General features: G+C 63.1%; 21 protein-coding genes. 6 read left to right on the forward strand and 15 right to left on the reverse strand.

The features are described from left to right. Positions 1–9: 9 nt before the first annotated feature. From ACV4UZ_RS10305 to ACV4UZ_RS10365, 13 genes are all read right to left on the reverse strand, one after another. Complete coding sequence (locus ACV4UZ_RS10305; RefSeq protein ID WP_491600768.1) at positions 10–2775, reverse strand: autotransporter outer membrane beta-barrel domain-containing protein; 2766 nt, start codon at positions 2773–2775, stop codon at positions 10–12. A gap of 183 nt (positions 2776–2958) precedes the next feature. Continuing rightward, positions 2959–3849 (reverse strand): FkbM family methyltransferase, encoded by an 891-nt coding sequence (locus ACV4UZ_RS10310; RefSeq protein WP_491600769.1) that lies wholly within the window; start codon positions 3847–3849, stop codon positions 2959–2961. Between the two features lie 3 nt (positions 3850–3852). Continuing rightward, complete coding sequence (locus tag ACV4UZ_RS10315) at positions 3853–5658, reverse strand: tetratricopeptide repeat protein (RefSeq protein WP_491600770.1); 1806 nt, start codon at positions 5656–5658, stop codon at positions 3853–3855. Positions 5659–5668: 10 nt separating this feature from the next. Continuing rightward, entirely contained in the window at positions 5669–6175 is a 507-nt protein-coding gene (locus tag ACV4UZ_RS10320; protein ID WP_491600771.1) for an invasion associated locus B family protein, read from the reverse strand. Positions 6176–6357: 182 nt separating this feature from the next. Next, on the reverse strand, positions 6358–6561 hold the full coding sequence (locus tag ACV4UZ_RS10325; RefSeq protein ID WP_491600772.1) for a hypothetical protein: 204 nt from the start codon (positions 6559–6561) through the stop codon (positions 6358–6360). Positions 6562–6999: 438 nt separating this feature from the next. Next, positions 7000–9093 (reverse strand): sodium:solute symporter family protein, encoded by a 2094-nt coding sequence (locus ACV4UZ_RS10330; RefSeq protein ID WP_491600773.1) that lies wholly within the window; start codon positions 9091–9093, stop codon positions 7000–7002. Beyond that, entirely contained in the window at positions 9093–9353 is a 261-nt protein-coding gene (locus ACV4UZ_RS10335) for a DUF4212 domain-containing protein (RefSeq protein WP_491600774.1), read from the reverse strand. Before ACV4UZ_RS10335 ends, ACV4UZ_RS10330 begins: the two co-directional genes overlap by 1 nt. A 66-nt stretch (positions 9354–9419) precedes the next feature. Then, on the reverse strand, positions 9420–10013 hold the full coding sequence (locus tag ACV4UZ_RS10340) for a tetratricopeptide repeat protein (protein ID WP_491600775.1): 594 nt from the start codon (positions 10011–10013) through the stop codon (positions 9420–9422). Then, the gene (locus ACV4UZ_RS10345; protein ID WP_491600776.1) at positions 10010–10291 is read right to left on the reverse strand and encodes a hypothetical protein; all 282 of its coding nucleotides are present in this window, start codon (positions 10289–10291) and stop codon (positions 10010–10012) included. Before ACV4UZ_RS10345 ends, ACV4UZ_RS10340 begins: the two co-directional genes overlap by 4 nt. Before the next feature lie 214 nt (positions 10292–10505). After that, a complete protein-coding gene (locus ACV4UZ_RS10350) occupies positions 10506–11948 on the reverse strand; it encodes a DUF294 nucleotidyltransferase-like domain-containing protein (RefSeq protein WP_491600777.1) in 1443 nt (480 codons plus the stop codon). Next, entirely contained in the window at positions 11945–13333 is a 1389-nt protein-coding gene (locus ACV4UZ_RS10355; RefSeq protein WP_491600778.1) for a 3'-5' exonuclease, read from the reverse strand. Before ACV4UZ_RS10355 ends, ACV4UZ_RS10350 begins: the two co-directional genes overlap by 4 nt. A gap of 148 nt (positions 13334–13481) precedes the next feature. After that, entirely contained in the window at positions 13482–13754 is a 273-nt protein-coding gene (locus tag ACV4UZ_RS10360; RefSeq protein ID WP_491600779.1) for a hypothetical protein, read from the reverse strand. Continuing rightward, the gene (locus ACV4UZ_RS10365) at positions 13751–13894 is read right to left on the reverse strand and encodes a hypothetical protein (RefSeq protein WP_491600780.1); all 144 of its coding nucleotides are present in this window, start codon (positions 13892–13894) and stop codon (positions 13751–13753) included. Before ACV4UZ_RS10365 ends, ACV4UZ_RS10360 begins: the two co-directional genes overlap by 4 nt. A gap of 397 nt (positions 13895–14291) precedes the next feature. Here ACV4UZ_RS10365 and ACV4UZ_RS10370 point away from each other — a divergent pair, with 397 nt between their 5' ends. Next, a complete protein-coding gene (locus tag ACV4UZ_RS10370; RefSeq protein WP_491600781.1) occupies positions 14292–14930 on the forward strand; it encodes a hypothetical protein in 639 nt (212 codons plus the stop codon). A 335-nt stretch (positions 14931–15265) separates the two neighbouring features. On the opposite strand, the gene ACV4UZ_RS10375 is transcribed toward ACV4UZ_RS10370, so the two are convergent. Beyond that, positions 15266–17050 carry a hypothetical protein gene (locus ACV4UZ_RS10375; RefSeq protein ID WP_491600782.1) on the reverse strand — a complete coding sequence of 595 codons (1785 nt, stop codon included), beginning with the start codon at positions 17048–17050 and terminating at the stop codon, positions 15266–15268. A 156-nt stretch (positions 17051–17206) separates the two neighbouring features. On the opposite strand from ACV4UZ_RS10375, the gene ACV4UZ_RS10380 reads away from it, so the two are divergent. The 5 genes from ACV4UZ_RS10380 to ACV4UZ_RS10400 all read left to right on the forward strand — a co-directional run bounded on the left by ACV4UZ_RS10380 (position 17207) and on the right by ACV4UZ_RS10400 (position 22778). Then, positions 17207–18199, forward strand: coding sequence for a site-specific integrase (locus ACV4UZ_RS10380; protein WP_491600783.1), 993 nt, complete (start codon positions 17207–17209; stop codon positions 18197–18199). Positions 18200–18792: 593 nt separating this feature from the next. After that, on the forward strand, positions 18793–19227 hold the full coding sequence (locus ACV4UZ_RS10385) for a hypothetical protein (protein WP_491600784.1): 435 nt from the start codon (positions 18793–18795) through the stop codon (positions 19225–19227). A 12-nt stretch (positions 19228–19239) separates the two neighbouring features. After that, positions 19240–20082 (forward strand): hypothetical protein, encoded by an 843-nt coding sequence (locus ACV4UZ_RS10390; protein ID WP_491600785.1) that lies wholly within the window; start codon positions 19240–19242, stop codon positions 20080–20082. Between the two features lie 735 nt (positions 20083–20817). Then, positions 20818–21657, forward strand: coding sequence for an LAPAL motif-containing putative phage structural protein (locus ACV4UZ_RS10395; protein ID WP_491600786.1), 840 nt, complete (start codon positions 20818–20820; stop codon positions 21655–21657). A 44-nt stretch (positions 21658–21701) separates the two neighbouring features. After that, on the forward strand, positions 21702–22778 hold the full coding sequence (locus tag ACV4UZ_RS10400) for an IS5 family transposase (RefSeq protein ID WP_491598929.1): 1077 nt from the start codon (positions 21702–21704) through the stop codon (positions 22776–22778). A gap of 343 nt (positions 22779–23121) precedes the next feature. Here ACV4UZ_RS10400 and ACV4UZ_RS10405 read toward each other — a convergent pair whose 3' ends face one another. Further along, positions 23122–23871 (reverse strand): hypothetical protein, encoded by a 750-nt coding sequence (locus ACV4UZ_RS10405; protein ID WP_491600787.1) that lies wholly within the window; start codon positions 23869–23871, stop codon positions 23122–23124. Positions 23872–24101 lie beyond the last annotated feature (230 nt).

The raw sequence follows: 24101 nt of genomic DNA on the forward strand, positions 1-24101 counted from the left end.
AAGCCGTCCTTAGAAGTCCGAGCGGAGCTGCAGACGACCGGTATGGCTCAGGTAATCGGAGCGCATCTCGGCGTCGTAGCCCAGATCGACCTTCAGCATGCTCGGTCCGTCGATGGTCAGGCCCACACCGATCAGAGCGGCCTCGGCGGTACCCTTCAGGCCGTTGGCGGTGAAGCTGGAGCCACCGTTGGCGAAGGTCGCGTTGGTGTTGAGCGCCGAGGTGTGGAACTCATGCAGCCAGCTGGCACGAACCTGCGGGGTGAGGGTCTCGCCACCCGACAGCTTGAAGGTGGTGTCGGCCTTGGCGCCGAGCTGCGAGCGCAGCGACCAGGTGTCCTGGCTGGCGATCTTCAGAGCGGCACCGTTGTTGCTGCTTTCGGTATAGCCATCCTGGTTCAGGTAGGTGTAGGTCAAGCCGGCGACGGGGGTCAGGACGAACCGGCCGACCGGGACCGGATAACCGCCATCGATCTTGCCGGTGTACTGCATGCCGAGGTGGTCACCCTGGGCCTTGTCGGCGAAACCGGCGAAGCTGATGGTGCGGGTGGTGTCGTACTGGTGGACACCGACCGACACGGCACCGTTCACGTACCAGGGCTTGCCGGTGTAGCTGCCGTACACGGTACCCAGGTAGCTGTTGATGAGGGTGTTGTCGGCGGCGTTGTTGCCCATGCCGTCCACGCCGGTACGGGCGTAGGACACGGCCACGCCGACCCGGGTTCCCTCGGCCACCTTGGCGTCGGCACCCAGCGCCAGACCGGCGGTGCGGGAGTTGAAGCCGGTCACGGCGTTGCGGGTATCCTGCTGGGCCATGCTGCCGAAGCCTTCGCCCCACACACCCACGCCGCGCATGACGTCACCGCTGTTGATACCGCTGCCGCCATTGGCCGCCAGACGCATGCTGTCGGTGCGGGCCGCGATGGTGGTCAGGGTGCCGGTGGTGGCCTGCATGGCGCCGGCGAAGGTCGAGGCGTTGGCATTGCCGCTGGGCTTCAGCTGCTCGCCCGCCTTGGCGATTTCGGTGGCGCTGGTCAGGTTCTGGACGGCGTTCTGCAGGGCAACCAGCTGAGTGTTGGTGCCGGTATAGGCGTTCAGGGCGTCGACCGTGCTCTGAGCCGCGGACGAAGCCGAGCCGATCACCGAGGAGGCACTGTTCACGGTCGCCGTCAGGATGGTGTCCTGGTTGGCGTTGATGGTGTTGCCGTAGTAATCGGTGGTGGTCACGGTGGAGACGCTGGCCGCCCAGGTCCGCAGCGAGGTGTTGGCGCTGGACGCCGTGGTCACGTTGCTGCTGGTCTGGGTGCCGGTGTTGTCGATGACGATGAACTTGTCGCCATTGTTGATCTTAATGCCCGAGATGGTGCTCGGGGTGATGGTCACAAGACCGCCGCCGGCGATGTTGACCGTGCCGTTGGTGACGATCTTACCGTTGGCCGAGGAACCGATGGTGATCGCCAGGGTCGAATTGGCCGCGGTGGACAGCGTGTTGGTGCTGGTGCTGTTCAGGGTCAGCGTGTAGGTGGACAGGTTGAGGGCGCCGCCCGCCAGCGAGGTGGAGCCCGCGCCACCACGGCCGATGGCGGCGGTGACGTTGCCGGTCAGGGTGGTGTTCGACGCGCTGCCCAGGGTCAGGGTGTTGGCGTAGATGCTGGTGGTCGCATTCAGGCTCTGGGTGCCGTTGAAGGTCACCGTGCTCAGGCCGTTGGTGCTGTTACCCACGGCGCCGGCCAGGGTGACGTTGCCGGTGGTGTTGAGGTTACCGGTGCCGTTGGCGTTGGAGGTCACCGCGGCGGTCAGGTTGGACACGCCGGCCACCCGCACGGTGCCGTTGGCGGTGAAGTGTGCGCCGGCGGCGGTGAGGTTGCCGCTGGCGATCAGGGTGCCGGCGGCGGTCACGTTGACCGAGCCACCCAGGAAGATGTTGCCGCTGACGCCGGTGGTGCTGGTGCCATCGATGTAGATGGTCTTCAGCATGTTGGTGGAGTTACCGACCGTACCGGTCAGGTTGTTGGTGCCGCCGCTGCCGCTGAACGACAGGTTACCGGTATTGTTGGTGGTCGCGGTGACGGTCGAGGTCGCCTGCGCGCTGCCGTTGGACAGTTGCAGGGTACCGTCGGCGGCGAAGTTGGTGGTGGTCGAGTTCAGGGCCGTGGCACCCGACAGGGAGTTGGTGCCGGTGTTGTTGATGGTGACGATGTTCAGGGCCTTGGTGCCGTTACCGATCGCGGCGGCGGACGAGGCGGCGCCGAAGCTGACGTTACCCAGGCCGCTGGTGGCGTTGCTGTTCAACACGCTGCCGGTGATGGCCGAGCCGCCGGTCAGGGTGACGTTGCCCGCGCCCTCCAGAACCAGGCTGCCGCCGATGGCGCTGGCGCCGGTGATGGTCAGGTTGGCGGTGCCGGTGGTGGTGACGTTGCCGGTCACGTTGGCGGTGGACGACAGCGTGACGGCGGTGGCCGTGGTGTTGAGGTTGATGGCGGCCAGCGTGTGGGTGCCGTTACCGACCGAGCCGGTCACGGTGCTGTTGCCCAGGAAGTTGACGGTGCCGAGGTTGTTGCCACCAGAGGAAGCGATCGCCACACCGGCGGCACCGGTGATGTTGACGCCCGCGTTGACCACCAGGGTCTGAGCACCGGCGTTATCGAAGTCGAGGTCGGTCTGGTCGGCGGCGGCGGTATAGCCGGTGCCAACATTCTGCGTCACCGCGTGGGCGGTTCCGACCATGGAGATCGACAGCGCCATCACCGACACACCGGTCCGCAGCACGGACTTCACACTCAACATCTTCATCGCTTGCCCCCTTATCAACATCACGGGATGCGGCCCATCGCGAGCCATATGAATACAAATTTGTTCACTTCCTACAGGAACCCAGCCATCGCCGCAAGCCCCCTTCGGCTACTTTTGGGCTGTCTGCGGCAAAAATGGCACACCACAGACCCCACATATGGCGTTCGTTCAGGGGGTGAGCCGCTGAGTCAGGTAGAGCATCGGCAGCACCTCGCCCTTGGCCACGTTCCGGTCGAAGCTTTGGATCAGGCCGCCGCCCCGGCGGCGGTCGTATTCGGCCACCAGGCGATAGACCAGATCCCAGGACCGGTACACGTCGGCCAGGATCAGGGCCGCCTTCAGCAACTCTTCGTCGTCATAGCGCTCGAGGCGGGTGAAATCACGCACGAACACCGCATCGGCCCACAGCATCTGGCTTAAGGGCTGATAGGGGTTGGGCTGGGTGATGGGGCGGAAGCACCGGCCGGCGCAATCGATCATCTTGTGCAGCATGAAGCCGTTGTCGCGCATGAACAGCTGGACGTCGCCGAACAGCGGCTGGTTCTTGTAGAGAGGGACGAATTCGGTCTCCACCTCCACCACCAGGGCCGAGCCCAGCGTGCGCAGCCCATGCCTGAGGACCAGCAGTTCCGCCCCCTGGACGTCGATCTTGATGTAATCGGGCGGAGCCAGGCCGGGTACCTCGTCCAGCCGGGTGGTGGCGACCCTCTCGGTGGAGACCACCCGGAAATTGTCGTCCTCGTCGGTGGCGCCGATGGCGGTGAACAGGTCGATGACCGCCGGATCGGGCTCCAGCAGCGAGCAGCAGCCGGCGAACCGGGTGATGTGGAAGGTGGCCTCGGCCCCGTCGCCCAGGAAGACCGGGTGATAGGTATAGGGGCCTTTGCGCTGGTTGAGCTTTTCCGCGTGGGCGGGATTGGGCTCGAATCCGGTGACCCGCGCCAGTCCCTGGTCCACCAGGATCTGGTAGCGGTCCGTGCCTTCGGGCATGGCGCCGATGTCGAGCACCTCCACCTTGGGCGGCTTCTTGTTGATCAGCGCGGAAAGGTACTGGGCCATGTCCTAGTCCTTCCTGCGGGCGCGCGCCGACGGGGCGGTACCGATGCGGATGGGGGTGCGGACCCGCTCCTTGGACAGGCGGTCGTGGTTGGCGATCAGGTGATCCACCACCTCGAGGAAATAGCCGCCATTGCTTTCGGCGAACATGGTGGCCTCGAGGTCGAGGGCGCGGATGCGCTGCTCGCACGCCGAGCGCCATTCGACGTCATCGACCAGCCGGACCAGACGATCGACGTATTCGTCCACGTTGGTGGCCACCAGATCGTCCAGCCCCAGGGTGCGCAGCAGATGGGGACCGTATTTGGCGAAGGCGCGGTCGCCTTCGAACCCAACCACCGGCACGCCCATGTAGATGGGGTCCACCACCGTGTTGAAGCCCCCGAACGGATGGGAATCGGCCGCGATATGCATGTGGGAGATCACCTGGAAATAGGCGGGCTGATCCACATGGGGGTGGATCGCCACCCGGTCGGCGCCAAGAATCTCATTGATGGCGTCGAGGAAGGCCGGACGTCCCAGGAAGCGCAGGCCCAGACCCGACAGGAAGTGGAACTCCACCTTCTTGGCGCAGCGGTCCGCCACCCGACGCAGCGCCCACAGCATGTCGTAATTGACCTTCTGCGACGCCCAGGACAGCAGGATGCGCACCGGCTCGTCGTGCTTTTCCGGAATGTCGCGGGGATAGGCCAGCGGATTGGCCACCACCCCGCGGCCGGGGATCAGCACCAGCCGTTCGGAATAGTACTTCCTTGCGGTCTCGTTGGTCTCGACGTCGTCGCCACTGAGGAAGTAGTCGATCTCCGAGCCGAAGGTGCTGACCGGATGGCCGCAGCTCATGATCTGGATCGGCGCCAGGCGGAAATTGGCCAGGGCGATGGAATGCATGCTCATGCCCACGTCGGGATAGAACGCCACCATGGCGTCCAGGTCCTGGAACGGGGTGTAGTCGTGAATGTCCTGCCAGTGGATGACCTCGTCCACCAGCGACAGGTCGGGCGGCGTGGTGTTGGCCATGGCCACCAGGGTGATCTTGTACTTGTCGCGCAACGCCTCGACGAACTTGGAGTTGGTGCGGTAGACCGAATGCTGGGAGAACCAGTGGGCGCTGAGCACCGCCACATGCTTGGGGTCGGGCTTCGGGCGCTTCTTCAGCGGCTTGGCGAAGGGCGTGTAGTACTTGCGGGTGATGGTGTTGATCAGCCGCTTGATCCGCGCCTCGGAGTCCGGCGCGGCGTAGGTCACGCAGAAATAGGCGTGCTGCAGATCGTAAACCGCCGGACGCAGCCGCGAATCGGCGGTGGCGAAATGGTGGCGCAGATGCTCGAGCGCGTTCTTGTCCGCCAGCTTGCCGAAATCCCAGCCGATGAAGGAGAAATACCAGACCGAGGCCACGTCCGCGTTGGCGTCGAAGAACTGCTTCATGTCGATGCGGAAGGTGTTCCGCGCCGAATAGAGGATCAGCACCTTGGCCAGATTGTTGGTCTGGCGCAGCACCACCCGCAGGGCCGCGTCGGTGTTCTTGAAGCTGGTCATGGCGGCCAGATTCGACAGGTTCTCGTTATGCATGATGAAGCGGGTGGCGATGTCGGTCCGCTCGATGACGTAGGGCTGGTAGGCCATGCAGGTCATCAGGGTCATCATGAACGAATCGAAGAAGACCACCGTCTCCTCGGTGACCTCTCGCACTTCCCAGGTATTGAACCGGTTCAGGATGGAAATGAAGTACTCGCTGAGATCGTCGTAGCGGCCCTCGTGCAGGCAGGTGAAGCAATGGCCGGCGTTGAACTGGATGTCGGGCGCGTTGTTCATCGGCCGGATCCTATTCGGAAGCGGCCAGGGCCGCCGACAGGCCCTTCAGCGGAACCTGAATGACGGCGGTCTGCGCCCCGCCCCACGGAACGATGCCCACGGACATCTGCTTGCCGTTGGCCAGCGCCTTCATGGTCGCGTCATTGAGCGGAGCCACCGCCCGGCACCCTTCGGCCAGGCAGGTCTGGTACGCCATGGGAATCTGGGCCGCGTCGTCCACCTTGAAGGCGGGAGCGATCTTGAGATCGACGCCCAGGGGCAGCAGCATGACCACCGCCGGCTCGCGGTTGGCGCCGAAACGCCCCACCGCGACCATCAGAAGGCGTCCGCCGCCCTCGTTGGCGGTCTGAACCTGCTGGGCGAAGCATTTCTCGGACTTGCCGTCGGGCTGCCTCTCGCAGGCCACGCCCCAATTGTCGAAGACCTTGCCCTTCTGGGGAGCGGCATCCGCGGTGTGAAGACCGCCCGCGACGACCGCGAGACCCGCAACCGCCGCACTGAAGAATTTTCCGCTCATTCCACCCTCGCCCGATAAACCCATCAGAGGGCTGAATAGCCTACTTCCCCCACGGGTTCAATAACGAGTGAGCCAGGACCCCGTCCGGAGACCGGGCGAGCCGGCATCCGGCGACCGCCGATCCGGGGAACGAGTGGAAGCGAACGTCGGGAGCATCACGCCGGTTCAGCGGACGGACGGCCTCAGGCGGCGCTCCTCAGCGCGGACACGTCCGGCACGGCCTCGCCCGCCGCCGGCGCCACGGTGACCGTGCCGCTCTCCACCTCCATCCAGGCATCGCAGCTGGAAAGCGCGATCCAGCGGGCTTCCTCCGCGCTGTCGGCGTTGACCTCGAGCACTTCGCGACGGGCCACGCCGCGGACGATGGAAACAAGAAATTTCGGCATCCCCGATCTCCTTTCTTCGCGGCGGCATGCCGCGCCCCTTCCGTTCTGCCCGTTTTCAGGACGGAAGTGGTTCCCGAAGATCACATCCCCGCCATGCGGAAATGCTGCGATGCACAAATGTCGTGGCCGGCAACTTTCGCCGCCCCAGCGAAAACGAAGGCGGGGGAGATGGGCCGCACGGGCCACGCCGGCTTAGGACAAAGCAACCCCGACACGGGGCCGGGGTTGCGAAAGGCGTCGGAGTCAAGGTGAGACAAAACAAAATACTTCAATGCGAGAACCATATACTAAGCCAGCACCAATGTAAATATAAAATGAGTCGCGATGGAATATGCAAACAATATATCAATAATACGCGCGATGCTTTGTAGGTTTACCGAACCACAACAGGAGTCCGTGCCTGCATTTCTGCAGGCACGGCTTCCCAATACTTACCTATCAGGCCCGCTTCAGGTTGGGATAGCGGACGTCCTCGATCAGATGCTGGATCTCCTGCGACGGGGCGGGAGTGAACATGCTGACCACGATGATGACCAGGAACCCGAGCGGAATGCCGAAGATGCCGGCCGAGATCGGGTTGATGTCCCACCAGAGGTTCGGGGGAACCGCACGCGGGATGCCGAAGAACATCTCGCGCAGCCAGGGCTGGGTGGTGGCCATGTAGTAGAAGGTGATGCCGACGCCCGCCGCCATGCCGAGGGTGGCGGCGATGCCGGTGGCACGCTTCCAGAAGATGCCCAGCGTCAGCGCCGGGAAGAACCCGGCCGCCGCCAGGGAGAAGGCCGCCGACACCAGGAACAGGATGTCCGCGGGCTTCTGGGCCGCCACCAGGGCCGCCAGAACGGCGACGATCAGCAGCAGGGTCTTGGACAGCATGACACGACGGGCCACCGGCGCGTTGGGATCGATCATCTTGTAATAGAGATCGTGGCTCAACGCGTTGGCGATGGTCAGCAGCAGACCATCGGCGGTGGACAGCGCGGCGGCGAGACCGCCGGCGGCCACCAGGCCCGAGACGACGTAGGGCAGGCCGGCGATTTCCGGGGTGGCCAGCACCACGATGTCGCCGCCGATGGCGATTTCCGCCAGCTGGACGATGCCGTCCTTGTTGATGTCGGCCACGGACAGCAGCGATGGATCCACCGCCGACCAGTTGGCCACCCAGGCGGGCAAGGCCGAGAAGGCGGTCCCCACCACGTCGTTGTAGACCACGAACTTCACCAGCACCGCCAAAGCGGGGGCGGAGAAGTAGAGCAGGAAGATGAAGAACAGCGACCACGTCACCGAGGCGCGCGCCGCCCGCACCGAGGGCGTGGTGTAGTAGCGCATCAGGATGTGCGGAAGCGCGGCGGTACCGACCATCAGGCAGAGGATCAGCGCCAGGAAGTTCTTCTTGGCGATGGCCCGCGCGTTCTCGTCCTTGGCGGCGAAGGCCTCGCCGTGGGCGGCGATGGGATTGGCCCTGGCCGCCACGGCGGCATCCTTGGACCAGGCCGCCTTGGCCGCCGCCTCGTCCTTGGGGAACTTGGCCAGCGCGTCCTCGGCCTTCTTCACCGAATCGGCGTTGCCCGACGCCTTGGCCTCGGCCAGCTTGGCCTCGAGGCCCACCTTACCCTCGGTCATGGCCTTGGGAATGTCGGCCAGCTTGGCCTTGGCCTCGTCGGCCCGGGCCTTGAAGATGCCGCGCACCTCCAGTTCCTTGGGGTCGGCGTTGAGCTTCTTCTCCAGCTCGGTGACCTTCTGCAGCTGGAAGCCGTAGACCGCCTGGGGAATGGGGAAGCTGGTCTGCTTGACCGACAGCCACACCAGCGGGGTGAGATAGGCGATGATCAGGATGATGTACTGGGCCACCTGGGTCCAGGTGACGGCGCGCATGCCGCCCAGGAACGAGCAGACCAGGATGCCGCCCAGGCCGACGAAGATGCCCAGCGTGAAGTCCACCCCCGACAGGCGGGTGGTGATCAGCCCGACGCCGTAGATCTGCGCCACCACATAGGTGAAGGAGCACAGGATGGCGATGCAGATGCCGACGAAGCGCGGGCCGTGGCCGCCATAGCGGGCGCCCAGGAAGTCGGGAATGGTGAACTGCCCGAACTTGCGCAGGTAAGGCGCGAGGAACAGCGCCACCAGACAATAGCCGCCGGTCCAGCCCATGATGAAGGCCAGGCCGGAATAGCCGGTCAGGTAGAGGGTTCCCGCCATGCCGATGAACGACGCGGCGCTCATCCAGTCGGCGCCGGTGGCCATGCCGTTGAACACCGCCGGAACGCGGCGTCCGGCCACGTAGTATTCGTCGGCGTCGCTGGTGCGGCTCATGATGCCGATGCCGGCATAGAGCAGCACGGTCATCACCAGGAAGCAGTAGCCGATCCACGCCCTCGACATCCCCATCTGCTCGGCGATGGCCAGCAGGATGACGAAGCCGAGGAAGCCGCCGGTATAGAAACCGTAGACCTTGGTCAGCTGTTGCGTGAAGGATTTGATGGATTGGGTGGGCGCCCCGCTGGGCGCATCGCCTGCTAAGCCAGCCATTAGTCCTCTCCCTCCTCGACCCCGTATTCCTGGTCCAGCGCGTTCATGTATTTCGCGTAGTACCAGATGATCCAGACATAGACGATCAGCGCGCCCTGGGCCCCGACCCAGAAGCTGAACGGCCATCCCATGAAGGAGAAGCTGAGTTCGCGGGCGAACCAGCCGATGATGAAGGTCACGAAGAACCAGATTCCCAGCAGGACTGCGGTTATCTTTAGGTTCCTGTGCCAGTATTCTTCATGTTTTTGAGTGAGCTGCATGAGTCCTCCCAAATTGTCCCCCCGAAATTTCCTCGGGTTTGTTATGCAACATGAGACTTCGGAAACTCAGAAACGTCCTGTCGGCAGGTTGACTCCCGCCTTGATCCCCGTCTCTTGCTCGAGCTGGAGTGCGACTTTGGGCTCGAACTTGGCGAGCCGGTGAACCACGCCTTCGGCCTTGTCGCGCTGGCCGAGGCGAAGATAGGCATGAGCCAGCTGGTACCAGCCATAGGGGCTCATGGGTTGCAGTTCGGTGTTGCGCTTAAGCGCGCGGACCGCCTCTTCCACCTGTCCCGACTTGATCAGGGCCAGGGCCAGGCCGTACCAGGCGCGGTCCAGCTTCTCATCCAGCTCGACGGCGCGGCGAAAGGCGATGGCGGCTTCGGCGCTGTCGCCTTCCTCCTCCAGCAGATAGCCCAGGTTGAACCAGGTGGCCGGCTGGGCCGGATCGATTTCCAGCGCCTGACGGAACAGGGCCACGGCTTCCGCCGCCCGCCCCTGCCCCGCCCTGGTATGGGCGATGGAGGCGACGATCCGGGCCTCGCCGGGCGCGATGGCCCGGGCCCGTTCCCAGTAATGGACGGCCATCTCCTCGCGCCTGACCAGCAGGCAGAGAATGGCCATCTTGTGGCAGTACCAGAGTTCGAATCCCTTGTTCATGCCTCCCCCTGCATCAGGTCGTAGCGGACGAAGATCAGCAGCACCCAGAGCCAGAACAGCAGCAGGAACGACACCACCGGCACATGCCGGTCGGCCACCTTGGCCGGCGTGATGCGCCGCACCGTCCTGACCACCGGCGAGGTCAGAAAGCGAAACAGGCGGTAGATCGGATTGTTTTCGTGCCGGCCGAAGCTCAACGCATAGACCAGAAGCTGCCCCAGGAGCAGAAGTCCGGCGAACTTGACCAGTTCATGAAGCAACGCCAAGGCAAACTGCATTCACACCACCCCCAACTCATCGGCCGGCCGCAGCTAGCCTGGGAAAACGGGCAAATACTGCAGTGCAAAAACTTGTTCGCAGATGCGAATGTAACGCTCAGAAGCGTTTGTCAGCTTTCCGTAAGCTATCCGACATTTACTTGGCGCGCAACAAATTGATTCCCGGCGGATTGTTGCAATGCGGCGGAACAAGATCGGGCGGTACTACTCATACCTAAGATAAGGAGTTTTTCATACTCCAGGTTAGGGCTCCTATCGCCTTGAATACATACTTCAGCCGGTCCCGATCCGCCGATTTCAGGCGCTTTGGGTCTATGGCGTTGGACAGGGGCAACCCGGCGGCGAGGTCGGCCTGCTGCTGCTCCAGCAGGATGCGCACCATCAGCTCGTGGCTTTCCCTGAACGAGGCGGCCTCGGCCGCCGACATATGCCCCGCCTCCGCCAGCAGCCTCAGACGGTCGCCGGTCCCGGTGGCGGTGATGCGGTGCTTGAGGGCGAGCACGCGGACCGCCGAGGTCAGCGGCAGCAATCCCGACATCTTGATGTCGAGCCGCCCGTTCCGGGTGATGAACTGCCCCAGGATGCCCAGCGGGACCTTGATGTCGCCGGCCGCCTGGGCCATGGCGTGCAGGAACTGGGGCGAGCGCGCCGCCTGCTCGGTCAGGCGCCGCCTCAGTTCGGCGGCCAGCTCGATGTCGCCGTGGACCGGGCGGAAATCGACGAAGATGTGGACGTTGAGCAGTTCCTTGCCGTCGGCGCCCCGAATCCAGCGCTGGATCTGGGCGTCCCAGCCGGCGATGTCGTGGCGCCATTCGGCGTTGCTGGCCATGACCCCGCCATTGCAGAACGGAATGCCGGCGGCGTTCAGGGTGTCCGAGATGCGCTTGCCCAGTTCGGCGAACCAGGGATCGTCGTCGGGGCTGCCGGCGTGGACGATGGCGTTGTCCTGATCGGCCCCGAACAGGCCCTCGCGCCGGCCGCCCGAGCCCAGCAGCAGCAGGCACCAGGGCGCCGGCGCCGCTCCCCATCCCTCCGCCGCCATGCCCTGTTCGGCCAGACGGGCCGCCTGCTCGGTCATGGCGCGCAGCACCGAGCTGATCACGGCGGCGATGCCCAGCGCCTCCACGTGCTCGGCCAGCAGCTCGGCCGCCAGGCGCGGCAGCTTGGCCTTGGCCGAGGCCAGATCGGCGGCCGAACGGGCGGCCTCGACCTCGTCGCCGACCAGCAGGGCGGTGGACGAGCGCATGTGCATCAGGCCACGCAGGGTGACGACCCCGATGCCGATTCCCTTTTCATCCACCGCCACCAGATGGCGGAGCCTCAGCCGGTCCATGCGCCCCATGGCCACATAGGTGAAGGCGTCGGCGCGCACCGTCGCCACCGGGCTGGACATCACCGCGCCCAGAGGCACGTCGGCGGCCTCGTTGCGATGGGCGGCCACCGCCTTCAGCACGTCGCGCTCGGTGACGATCCCCACCGGCCGGCCGGCCTCGTCCGCCACCACCAGGGAACTGACCCCCTTCAGGCTCATCACCTTGGCGGCCTCGGCGATGGTCGCCCCCGGCCGCGAGGTGGCCAGCGGCGTGCCCATGACCTCGGAAACACGGTGGCGATAGGCGAAGCTGTCGATCCGCTCCAAAGACGATTCGTCGCTCATGGTGCTCCCCTCATCTGAGTGTCTTCGTCCCAGCCCATCTCCTTCTGGCGCGACCACTGGCCGGCAGCCTTGCGCGAGAAGGCCCGCGCCTCGCCCAGGGTGCGGATTCCCCGGCGCTCCAGTTGCGGAACGAGGCGTATCCAGATTTCCGCCGTCACCAGGCTGTCGCCCAGGGCCGTGTGGCGGCCGGTGATGTTGATGCCCATGCGCGCCGCCTGGTCGTCGATCTCGAAGCCCGTCTCCTCCGACGACAGCGCCGCCGCCAGGAGCAGGATGTCCAGGCGGTGCGGCGGCCGCCAGTCCAGCCCGGCGCCCCGCACCGCGCGCTCCAGCAGGGCCAGGTCGAAGCCGATGGAATGGCCGACCACCACCGAATCCGCCATGAAGGCCATCACCTCGGGCAGGATCTCGCCGATGGCCGGCTTGCCTGCCACCATGGCGTCGCTGATGCCGTGCACGGCGGTGGAGCGCGCCGGAATGTGGCGGCCCGGATTGACCAGCAGGTCCAGCACGGTGGAGCGGTAAAGCCGTGCCCCGTGGCAGCGCACCGCGCCGACCGAGATGATGGCGTCCCGGCTGCTGTCCAGGCCGGTGGTCTCGGTGTCGAGCACCACCACCGGCAGCTCGGCCAGCAGCGTGCCGTCGGCGGGCGGCGGGGCGGCGGGCGGCTGGTCGTGCAGGTCCAGGGCGAATTCCACCTCGTGGCCGGCGTCGGATTCGTCGGAGGGAAAGATGATCACCGATCCCCGGTGCTCGCCCAGGTCGAGCAGGGAGACGCGATGGGCCAGGCCGTCGAGCAGGACCAGATCGGCCTCCACCGGCTTGCCCCCCGAGCGCGAGCCCCGCTGCAGGGCGGGCAGCAGGCTGTTGCGGTCCACCGCCGCGTAGATGGAGCCGCCCACCGCGATGTGGCCGCCCCCCAGGACCCGCTTGGCCGGTCCGTTGACCAGACTGATCAGCCCGCTTTCGGTGATCACCACCACGCCGTCGTGAATGGCCCTCAGCACCGCGGCCAGCCGCCGGTCGGGCTTGGCCGTCTCGTGGTGGCGGCGCTCGGACAGCCCGGCGACCAGCCGCGCCATCTCGCCCATGGGGCCCTGGTCGCGCTCCATCCGCTCGGCGATGGCCTGGGGGAACAGCTGGCCGTGGGCCACCGCCTCGATCCCCGAGCGCAGGCGGCGCAGCCGCTCGAAGTGGGAGCGCACCGCCTCGTGGATGACGATCAGCGACAGCCAGCCCACCACCAGCAGCAGGCCGGCCGCCCAGGCGGGCACGACCAGACCGGGCACGAAATGCGGCATCAGCGCGGCGGCGGCCAGCCCCAGCAGCACGGCCGCCAGCCAGCCGACGATCAGGCTGACCCTGTGAAACCGGATGGAATCCATCGACGCCCCCCCAACGACAAGCGGCGCTCCGATACTTTGCTTTTTCTTTCTGGTTTAACGCCTGACAGGCTGGACATACAAGCGGGAACGAATCGGGGCGCAATCGCGGGACACGTCCCCTCGCCCGGTCATTGATCCGCGCCGCCGGTCAATCGCGGCGGGTGGCCTGGAACTCCCGGGCGTCCAGAAGCTGCTGCTGCTCGGGCGTGAGGCGGGGGCCGGACGCCTTCGTCTTGCCCCGCCCCATGAGGGCGCCGATTCCCAGGAGGGCTCCCCCGACCAGGACGATCAGCAGGCCGCCCAGGGCGAAGACCCCGAACAGCACCTGAAGCTCGCCCGCATCCACCAACAGCGTGGCCCCGGCCAATCCCAGCCCGAACAGCACGGCGGCAAAGCCGACCAACCGGATCATCAGTCTCACGGCGTGAACTCCAGCAGTATCCCCAGCCAGAACAGGCCATTGGCCAGCAACGACGCCCCCTGCGTTGCCACGACCACCGAACGCCCCCGCCCGAGGACGCGCAGGATGGCCGACACCAGCATGGGGAGGAGCAGCGCCACCAGGGCCAGGCCGGGATAGAGCGCGAACGGCGTCGGCTGGGGCTTGCCCGAGAACAGCAGGGCACCGCCGATCAGGAAGGTCAGTCAGGCGCCGCCCAGCGTGCCGGCCATGGTCAGCAGCACAATGGGCCAGGAGGTGACCATCCGGACGGCCCTGGCCGTCCCCCGCTCCCGCCCGACATCCAGTTCGCCCATTTTCCCCTTCCGGCCACGGCCTCCCCTGCGCGACAACATTCCAGTGTGGCGGGAAGATCGCAAGGCCTTCAATGGAGATCCCGCATTTTCGCCGCCGATGTGCCTTCGGAGGGATCGGCCGGCGCCCTCGCCTTCCCTCTTTGTCATCGGCCCGGTTCTGGGCGAATATGCCGCCCGCCGACGCGACATCGGAGAGCCGGGCATGACTCGACGCACGGAACATTCCTTCCGCCAAACGACAACTGGGGCCGATGGGGCCTCGGGAAACAGGAACGACGCTCCCCTGGTGTCGCTGGAGTTCAACCAGCTGTCGCGCGGGTCATCCCCGTGGGTGCTCAACTACCGCATCCACTCCAAGACCCACATGCTGTTCTGGCGCGCCCCCACCTGCATCCTTCCCGCCATCGCCGGACTGCTTTACTGGGTCGGCTGGCAAACGGCGTGCGCCGCCACCGTTATCGTCTGGCTCGCCTGGGCCTTTCTGTCGGCCCCGCTGATCGGGCTGGCGATCCGCATATGGGGCGAGCGGTTCTGGTTCTTCGACTTCTCGCGCAACACCCGCCCCACCCCGCTGGAGCGGCGTATCGCCGACATGGGCTTGATCGGACCGGTGCTCCTCTCCCTCGCCGCGGTCATCTGGGCGCTGATTGTCGATGGCTTCCACCAGATTCTCTCGACCCTCGGGGCCGGTCTCGCGCTTGCCGTCTTCCTGGCGATTTTCGGCAGCTTCATCGTGCCGTTCCTGATCGTCGTGCTCACCGGCTTCAAGGTCCGGCCGGTCATCGACCAGGGCGAGGACGGCGAGCAAGAGGTCCGCGTCATCCTGCAGGGTCGTTCGTAGCGAGAGACGGAGAGGCGGCCTATTCACTCCCGGCACGGCGCGCAGCCGGTAGGATTCGAACCGACGACCGAGGCCGCGGGAGGGCGTTGCTCGCGTCAGCACCTTCCCCCTTCCCACACCGGCGGCCTTGCGCTATAAACCTCGCCTCTCGTTCACCCGAGACCCGCGCAGCCGTAGCTCAGCTGGATAGAGCGCTGCCCTCCGAAGGTGGACGGATAGGCCACCCTTCCCAAGACACCGCCCCTTGCCGCCCGCGACGTTGCCGGGGATGTGATGTTGCGGCTGGCTGCAGCGGCGTCGCCCGCGGCACGAACCAGCCACATCGGCTGATCCGATCAGGGGGCGCAAAGAACCTCAAAATCGGCGCCGAGGCCCCTGCATGTGCTTTCCGCGCTGGCCAACAGCGTGTGAAGCTGATCCAGTCGCCTGCGGTTTGCAGTTCCTGGCGCGCCCCCCAAAACAGTGGCTCGAGCGGAGAATGACAAATCAGGCTGAATGATCATCACCTTCGTGAAATAATTTGCCCCGAGTGCTGTTGCCGCATTCATAAACCCATGCGAGGTTGGCTGCGGATGGCCGTTATACCAATATCTAGTGCTTGGCCTATTCACAGCGCTTATTGATGAAACAAGTTGCACCCTATCTATCCACTGGAGGTTTTTAACTGCTTGGCTTGCGACGATTTCGTAGGCGCTCACGGATATATTTTGAGCCGCACTTTGCCCAGCCTTTGCATGGATAATCGTTAGGAGGCGAGTAGCTGGGTCAATGTGGATAAAATCCGCTTTTTCCAGGGCTCCGTCGTCACACATCAGCCACCCTGATTGGAAGTGGTTGAGAACCCAGCAGAATATACTGCTCCCACTTCCAATTGCTGTTATAGGGGTTGGCTTTTCCGGCATTAGCCCATTAAGACCTGGCGTTGGAACAAAGCCGTCAAATTGGACTGACCGAAAATTTATTTTAAACAAACTATTGCCAGAGACGCTGTGCGAAGAGTCGTATCTTATGTTTATGAGGCTTTTATCTGAGCAATAGACCAAGATCTCATCAAAGGCATTATTGTTAACGCCATAATGCACATGGTTGCGCAGATCGATGGCAACGCCGCCATCTGGAGAAATGTTAACTAAAACATCAAACCTTCCGACAGGGGTTCCATCGAACACGGCTTCCACCTGAAGGTCTGGCGATGCTAGCGCAGTAACACGAAACGACGCGCCGTCAATTACAGATGCTATGCCAGGATTGGCTGCGACCGATGGCGGGACGTATTCCAATAAATCCGGAGGAACCAAGCTAAACTCGAAGGCCCCCGCGACTTGGTTTGCCGCTATATGACGAACCTTCTGAGCTAAGCGCGGGTAAGGCACTCGCCCGGTAGAGGCCTGGCTCAGTTCAGAAAAAATACCATCGACAATAGCAGCAAACTCATGCACATCCGATGCGGGACCTAGCCAGATACGCGCATTTTCTGGTGCAACACCCAGTAGTTTTGTTAGATTTGGATGGCGACAACGCGCCGCCCGAAAGCAAAAACTCTGATCCTCTAGAGGATCCAGGGCATACTCTATATTTGGTCCGGCTAATATTTTGCTGCTCGCCTTTAATGGTGATGCTCCATGCGTGCCCGACAACCATATTGTGCTCGTGTTTCCTAGCACTAGATGTTCGGACATCAGTTGTTCACTAACCCTGAATAAATCAGGGTATGACGGAACCGAAATGCCGAGGCGAAGATGCTCTCCAATATCTTCGCGCAGTTTTTCATCGGTTGCATGAATTGCCACAAATGAAGGTGAGCCAAGCACCAGCAATAGATGGTGCTCGAGGTGGTGGAGATTGCTTGTCGTCCAGCTCACAGGTGATCGGCGAATATATTTTAAGCTGGCAACTTGGAGGCCATTGATACTGATTGCACCTGAAGGTGCGCCAGCCCTTATTCGGCTTCTCCCTCTCCCATTTCGGGCGTATCCAACAAACTGCGACATTAGCGCATCGACATAGCCAGCCAGCGTAGCAGCCGGCACCGTCGCAGACAGTTTTCCAAGAAGAGCGGATATGTAGGGCTTCAAATCCGAAAGCGAGCCCGCACTGCCGGCAGCGGTAGGAGGGAGCATGGTCAACTCCTGAGACGTCGCCCTGATCATATGGCGCCCCTAAGTTATCGTCCAGACTTGCAGTTCATCGATCGTTTGCCGAACTACCGCCCTTGGCACCGACTCGGCGGCGTCCTTCACTACCCGTGCCGATAACGACCACAAGGGACGAGGACGATGGCGACGATAAGGAAGCTCCGGGGCAAGTGGCAGGCGATGGTGCGACGCAAGGGCATTGCGCCTCGCAGCAAGAGCTTCGAAAAGAAGTCCGACGCCGAGAAATGGGCGCGCGACCTGGAAGCCCAGGTCGATGCCGCCGGTTACGTCCCGGACACCAAGGTCGCCGAACAAACCACCCTGGGCGACATCCTCACCCGCTACCAGGATGAGATCACCCCGACCAAGCGCTCAGCCAAAACCGAAACGATCCGCATCAACGCCATGCTGCGTCGGGACGTGTGCCATCGCACCCTGGCCCTGCTGTCCAGCACTGACCTCGCCGGCTATCGTGACGAACGCCTCAAGACGGTGGCCCCGGCGACGGTGATCCGCGAGCTGAACACCATCAGCCACGCCCTCGACGTGGCCCAGCGGGAATGGGGCATCCACCTCGCCCGCAACCCCGCCAAATTGGTTCGTCGTCCCAGCGCACCCAAGGGCCGCTCCCGCCGTCTGGAGGGCGACGAGGAGGTCAAGCTGCTGGCTGCAGCCGACGAGGGCCGGAACCCGTGGATGAAACCCCTGATCATCCTGGCGGTCGAGACGGGGATGCGCCGGGGCGAGATACTCGGGCTGCGGTGGGAGAACGTGGACCTGGAGCGCCGCATTGCCCATCTGTCGATCACCAAGAACGGGGAGAGCCGGGACGTGCCGTTGTCGTCGCGGGCCGTCGAGACGTTGACCGGGTTGATGCAACAACCCGACCGCGACGCCGAGCGCGTCTTCCCCGTCTCGGGCAACGCCATCCGCCTCGCCTGGGAGCATCTACGCCAGCGCGCCGGGGTGGGCGACCTGCACATCCACGACCTGCGCCACGAAGCCGTCTCGCGGCTGTTCGAGAAGGGCCTCGACATCATGGAAGTCAGCACCATCAGCGGCCACAAAACGCTGACCATGCTCAAGCGCTACACCCACCTGCGGGCCGAGGACTTGGTGGCCCGGCTTGGTTAGAGGGCAAGGCATAACTCCGAATAAGGGACAGCAGAAGCTTCACCTCCGGAAACGATAGGCCCGTGCTTTCTCGTCCCTGCCCCACCTTTAACGAAATACCCTTCCCAATTTTCATGAGGGCGCCAAAATGGAAGCCCTCACGGGATTCGAAATCGTAGGCGCATACCAAGCGATACGAATTGGGGTCGCTGTTGATCTCTTCTTCGATCTTGTCAGCTATAGCCGCACAGAATTTGAGCGGTATTGCCGCTTCCCCGACTGGCGAGCTAACCAGCAAATTGTCGCCCTTCACCGACAATTCCCAGCCCGGCGGCATTGGCCTCCGAACTTCGGGCAGTCTTTGGCATTCCTGCTCCAACAGGCGGTGCAGGGTTTCCGTGATGCCGCACCCATACGCATCAGCAACACGCTTCAGCAGTTGGTGCTGATATTCGCTCAGGGTGATTGTCTTCCGCGCCCGGCGCACTGCCTCACCTCCCTTTCCCAAGGTGTCCGCCAATGGAACACCATTCACCGACACGCGCGAAGCCCAATAGTGAGGGATAAATAGGTGTCCTCAGCCGATCACGGCACCAACAATGGAGGACAACACAATGACCCATCATCACGCCCACACCAGCACCTACATGGAAGGCCTCCTGCCGGTTTCGGAGGCCGTGAAGTTCCTGTCGCCCCATATTCCCGACATCGATATCACCCATTTGCTCTCCGATCTTCGTCGGGGCCGCAACCGGCACTGCGGCTACATTCCCTACGAGGTCATCGGGCGGCAGGTCTATTACCGCAGGCGCGATTTGCTTGCGCTCATCGGCGCTCGCAAGCCCAAGCCGAAGAAGAGCAAGCTGAAGAAGCTTCCTTTTGACCAGGTGCCTTTTGTGTTGGGCGAGATATCCCCGCCGTGCATCACCTTCTTCGGGGGCTTGGACGCTGTCACTCTCAGCCCTGACGACGCGGTCCAGTTCGCTCGCGAGATCCTCAACGTGGCTGACTGCGTCATCCGCGACGCCTCGACCCGTTGCGCAGCGTAAGGAGGCCCTGGCATGAGCGAACTGGATGGCAGCGCGCTGGATGAGTTCATCGCCTCTTGGGCGGAGGAAGCTCGCCCGGGAAGCGACGCCCTCCCGGACACGGAAGCCGGGGAAGCGGAATACCGCTTCCCCACCCCTCTCGACTGCCCAGAAGCAAAGCCGCAGCAGGTTCTGATCAGGCTGCAGACGATCAGTCGCGAGAAGCTCGAATACCAGCACCATCGGTCAGAGATCGTGTCGCTCAATGTGGCCCTGAATGAATGGCACCACGTTGCCCCTCGGTTCAGGCCCAACCGGCGCCCAAGGCCTCGCCTGAAGGGGCAATACCCGGAGGGCGACGCGCTGCTGGCAAATGACCTGCAGGTGATCGATCTCCACTGGCTGTATGTCACGGGCCGGAGGAATGCGACCGGCCGGTTCCGGGACCTCTATCTCACGAGCCCGTTCAACTTCGACTTGGCAGCCGAGTTGGCCGCTACGAAGTGGCGTCGGGAGGCGAAAATTGCCGATCTGGGTATCAGTTGGCCCGAGCAGTGGGAACTCGCCACCCTTCAGGACGACGGCATCCGTGAACGGTGGAAGGCGTTGCGGGGGGAGGTTGAGGATTTCGAGCGTGCCCTGATGGGGCTTCGCCGCAGGAAACCCCACCTTGCCCGTCACATGGAGGAGTGGGGCGATCTGTCGCTGGCCACCGCAATCGCGATGGAGCCGAGCTACCCCGGTGCGGAGCAGACGACTTCCCCGACGGAAGTCGCGCGCTGGTTCGAGCTGATTACTGGCAGGCGCCTCTCGCGGGGTGCCATCAAGAGCAAGATGGAGACGATCAGGAAGCACTTCGGGCCGCTGGTCCGGTAGGCGAATGAGCATTGGGTGGACGGGGTCTGGTTGGTGGCACCAAAGCGTTTGGCTCCACTTCCAGCAACCCGTTGACCTGACTGCACTTTAACGCTCCCCGGGGCGCTATAGGTTAGTAGGGTTACAGGTGATCAAGTCCCCCAGGTTCATCAAGCAAATAGTTCGTCGCTCGCGCTCCGCTCCGGCGGGGGCTCCGCCCCCTTGTCGCAAAGCGCGGGCGACGGACATTTTTCTACCCGCCCCGGGAGGAGGGCGAAGTCCTAGAAAAATGGGCTCCCCGGGACGGGGGTGGCGGCACTGTTGCAAGCAACGCTGCACCCATCCTTATACAGGCGCCTCCGGCGGTGGTGGTATCCCTGTCACGCCAATTCAACGAAATTCCACCGCATTTCCTCGGAAAAATTTTTCGGGCAAGCGCGCCCGGTCGCGCCCAGATGGTCGCTGGCTGGCAAACTGAGCCAAAATGGGCGAGGTAGCAGCGACTGCGCCAACCCCAGCCAGCGACCACCAAAATGGCGGTCAGAACGCGGCTTTGCTGTGAGCGCGAGCGAAACAGAAAATTGGCTTATAGGGCAGCTACCAGGAAATCGGCCAACAAGGTCAGCGCGGTGTAAGAACTGCACCGGCGCCGAGTGCGCGCGGCGCAAATAAGCGAACAAGGGTTGTAATTCCCCCCTTGCCATGCGCGTTTAGCAGTGAGAACCTCGCTCAATCATTAGGAGCTTCGGATCTCCCATGGATGCTGCCAAATTCAGCGTGGCCTATGAAGGCGCGGCCGTTCGAAACGGCCTGATGAAGGCCGAAGATCTCGCATCCGCCCTCGCAGCCCTCAATCGTCTAATCAATACCGCCAATATTGAGCTAAATGGGCCAAACGCGCCCATGCAACTGTCCGTAAGCGCCAACTTCGAACATAAATGCTTCAAGGTTCACCTGAACCTAAACAAGCTAGTAGATCAAGCCGCGCCATTGTTGGCGCGGATCCCACCAAAGCAAATACTCTTTTATCTCGGACTGTTAAGTGCCGGAGCTGGGGCTGGCATTGGCGCCATCCAGTTCTTGAAGGAAAAGGGGGCAGAGCCGATTGCAAAAGTCGAGAAATCAGCGATCGACGGCAACAACGTAATCACCACTCTAGGAAGCGGAAATACTTATACTATTAATCGCAATGTTTACCAACTCTGCGAGAGCCCCGCAGTTAGAGCATCCATTGGAGAAGTGGGGCGCACGGTCGCCCGTCCTGGCATAGATAAACTGGAAATATTTGGTGAGGAGGACGAAGGCGATCCGGTGCCACTGCTCGGCCGTGAGGACGTCCCAAAGTTAGAGGAAGCGTGCGCTCCCCCAGATGATTGCGCGCCTCTGCAGCCGCAATATATAGATGCGCGCCTAATCCTGCATGCTCCGATCTACGACACGGGCACAAAGGTCCTCAAATTCCGGCATGGTGATCGAATAATCGCAGCCGATGTCAGCGAAACTAAAATTGTCGAAGAATTTATTAATCGCGGATATACCACGACCCGAGACGTTTATTTTGTCAAACTGGACGCCTCCGGAAACTGGCGGTTCTGACGGTTTTGTGATTCGATTCTCCCTGGGATCACCGGGAGGTCGAGATGAAGGGGCAAGCCGGTTTCTGGGATTTCGAGCACAGCCTTGAGGCTCTGTCGGCGGAAGGCGATCCGCTGGAGCAACTGGAGCGGACGGTTCGCTTCGAGCAATTTCGCCCGGCGCTGACCAAGGCGGTTCGGCGCTCCGATCCGTCGAAGGGCGGCCGGCCCGGGTTCGACGTGGTGCTAAAATTCAAGATGCTGGTCCTGCAAGGGCTGTATGGCCTGTCGTTGCAGCAGACGGCGTTTCAGGTGCGGGATCGCCTGACCTGGCTGCGGTTCTGCGGCCTGCGCCCCGGAGACGCGGTGCCCGACGCCAACACGCTGTGGGATTTCCGCGAGGCGCTGATCAAGACCAAGGCGCTGGACCGGCTGTTCAACACGCTCGACCAGGCGATTTCCGCTGCCGGCTATTTGGCCATGGGCGGCCAGATCATCGACGCCACCCTGGTAGCGGCGCCCAAGCAGCGCAACAGCGATGGCGAGAAGGAGGCGATCAAGGCCGGTCAGATCCCCGAGGCGTGGACGGACAAGCCGGCCAAGCTGCGGCAAAAGGATCGAGATGCCCGCTGGACGGTGAAATTCGCCAAGGCTAAGCCGACGGCGGATGGCAAGCCGCAGATCGACATCGCCATTCCGGTCTTCGGCTACAAGAGCCATATCTCCATCGACCGCCTGCACGGCATCATCCGCCGCTGCATTGTGACCGACGCGGCGGCGGCGGACGGTGCCCGACTGCGGGAGGGGCTGATCGATCCGAACAATACCGCCTCACCGGTGTGGGCCGATACCGCCTACCGCTCCCAGGCCAACGACGATTTCCTGGCCGACCATGGCCGCGTCAGCCACATCCACCGCAAGAAGCCGAGAGGCAAACCAATGGCCAAGGCCACGGCGAGAGCCAATGCGGTCAAATCCAAAATCCGCGCCCGCGTCGAGCACGTCTTTGCCGAGCAGAAGGACCGCATGGGGCTTTTCATCCGAACCATCGGCAAGGCCAGGGCCGAGGCGACGATCACCCTGGTCAATATTGCCTACAATATGAAACGGTGGTGCTGGCTGGAGAAAACGGCCGCCGCATGACCCCAAGGAAGGGGAATGCCGAGGCAATTCAACCTCAGAATTGGACCAAAAGTTCCTCTTCAGATCACGGCCAGGCCGGAACGCGCCCACGCCGACCGTCTCTGAACGTCAGAAATCGAGTTTCCGGAGGCGTCCAACTTGAGATAACGGAAGCCAGAACCAAGAAGGGAGCGTTCAAGAACCGCTATAAAGTCTTAGAAGTCCATCGTGTATGGCACGGTCCACTCCAACATACGCTGGAAATTGACTCTGAGGCTGGGGAGAAAAGATAGCGACCCCTGGGCTGTTTGGGATCCTCGGGATATGCACCTGAAGGACCGATTGCCCACGACCTCCTCGCCCCTTAATCGACGCAATATGTGTGCAGGTAAAATACTCCGATACTACTGCGCTTCATCCGCTCAATTTCTTCAGGGTGTATCTCGGCATTGGACACTGCAATGAAGTCTACGTCCTCGGCCTGCCGGACTAGACGGTTGTGTCTGCGGAGCCTGCCCTTGTTCTCCTGCATCCGGCGGTGCTCCTTTCGCCAGTCCGTGCTATTTTGGGCATAAGGCGGTTTGACCGTCATTTTAGGCTGCAGACAAATGGCGTGCGAAGTGTCTCGCGCGAATGTGACATCAACCCCATACTGGCGCTGACTGTTCCGTTCCCAATAGACCTCCATATTCATGGCATCGCCGAGCGTGGCAAGCAGAGCCTCGGCCACGTCGCTGGTGAACGCCATTCTAGTCAGCCCTTTGGCCTGCGGCAGTTTGAGCGAGGCGGCGAAGGGATCAAGCACGGGGTCCTTGAAATAGGACTCGCCCTTGAACCTGACTGGCTTAGTTTTGGCGTCCTCGAAGTGACCGCCATCGGTCAGGGCCCTGCGGTAAAGCGCGATAACGCTCTCACCGTCTGGCATCTGACCAACGCCCTGGAAGTAAGCGAGCAAGTCGGCGGAAACCAGAAAGGCCAGCGCGTCGTCTTGGTGCGGCACCACCACGAAAGCGTTGCTTGCAAGCTGCTGAGCTATCTGGGTCGGGGAGCGACTGATCCCGCGCAGTAGGTTCACGTGCTCGCGTATTTTACCGAAAAGCGAGACTTGGCTCATGGTCTCTCTCTGGGCTGCCAACTCGAACTTGGTTATCGGCCCAAGCCTGCGCGCCAGCCCTGTGCCTGTCCAGCCCGTTCTGACGCGGGTGTTTATGGGTGGTGCTACTTCGCTGCTCCCCCGGCACACGCCCGCCACACCCGTGCGACACCGCGCCCCGCCGGCACACCAACCTGCAACGTTCCGCCGAAGGGGTCTGCCCGCGTTTCCCCCTTTGCCATCCGCCCCGT

This window comes from Paramagnetospirillum sp. (genome assembly GCF_058402745.1).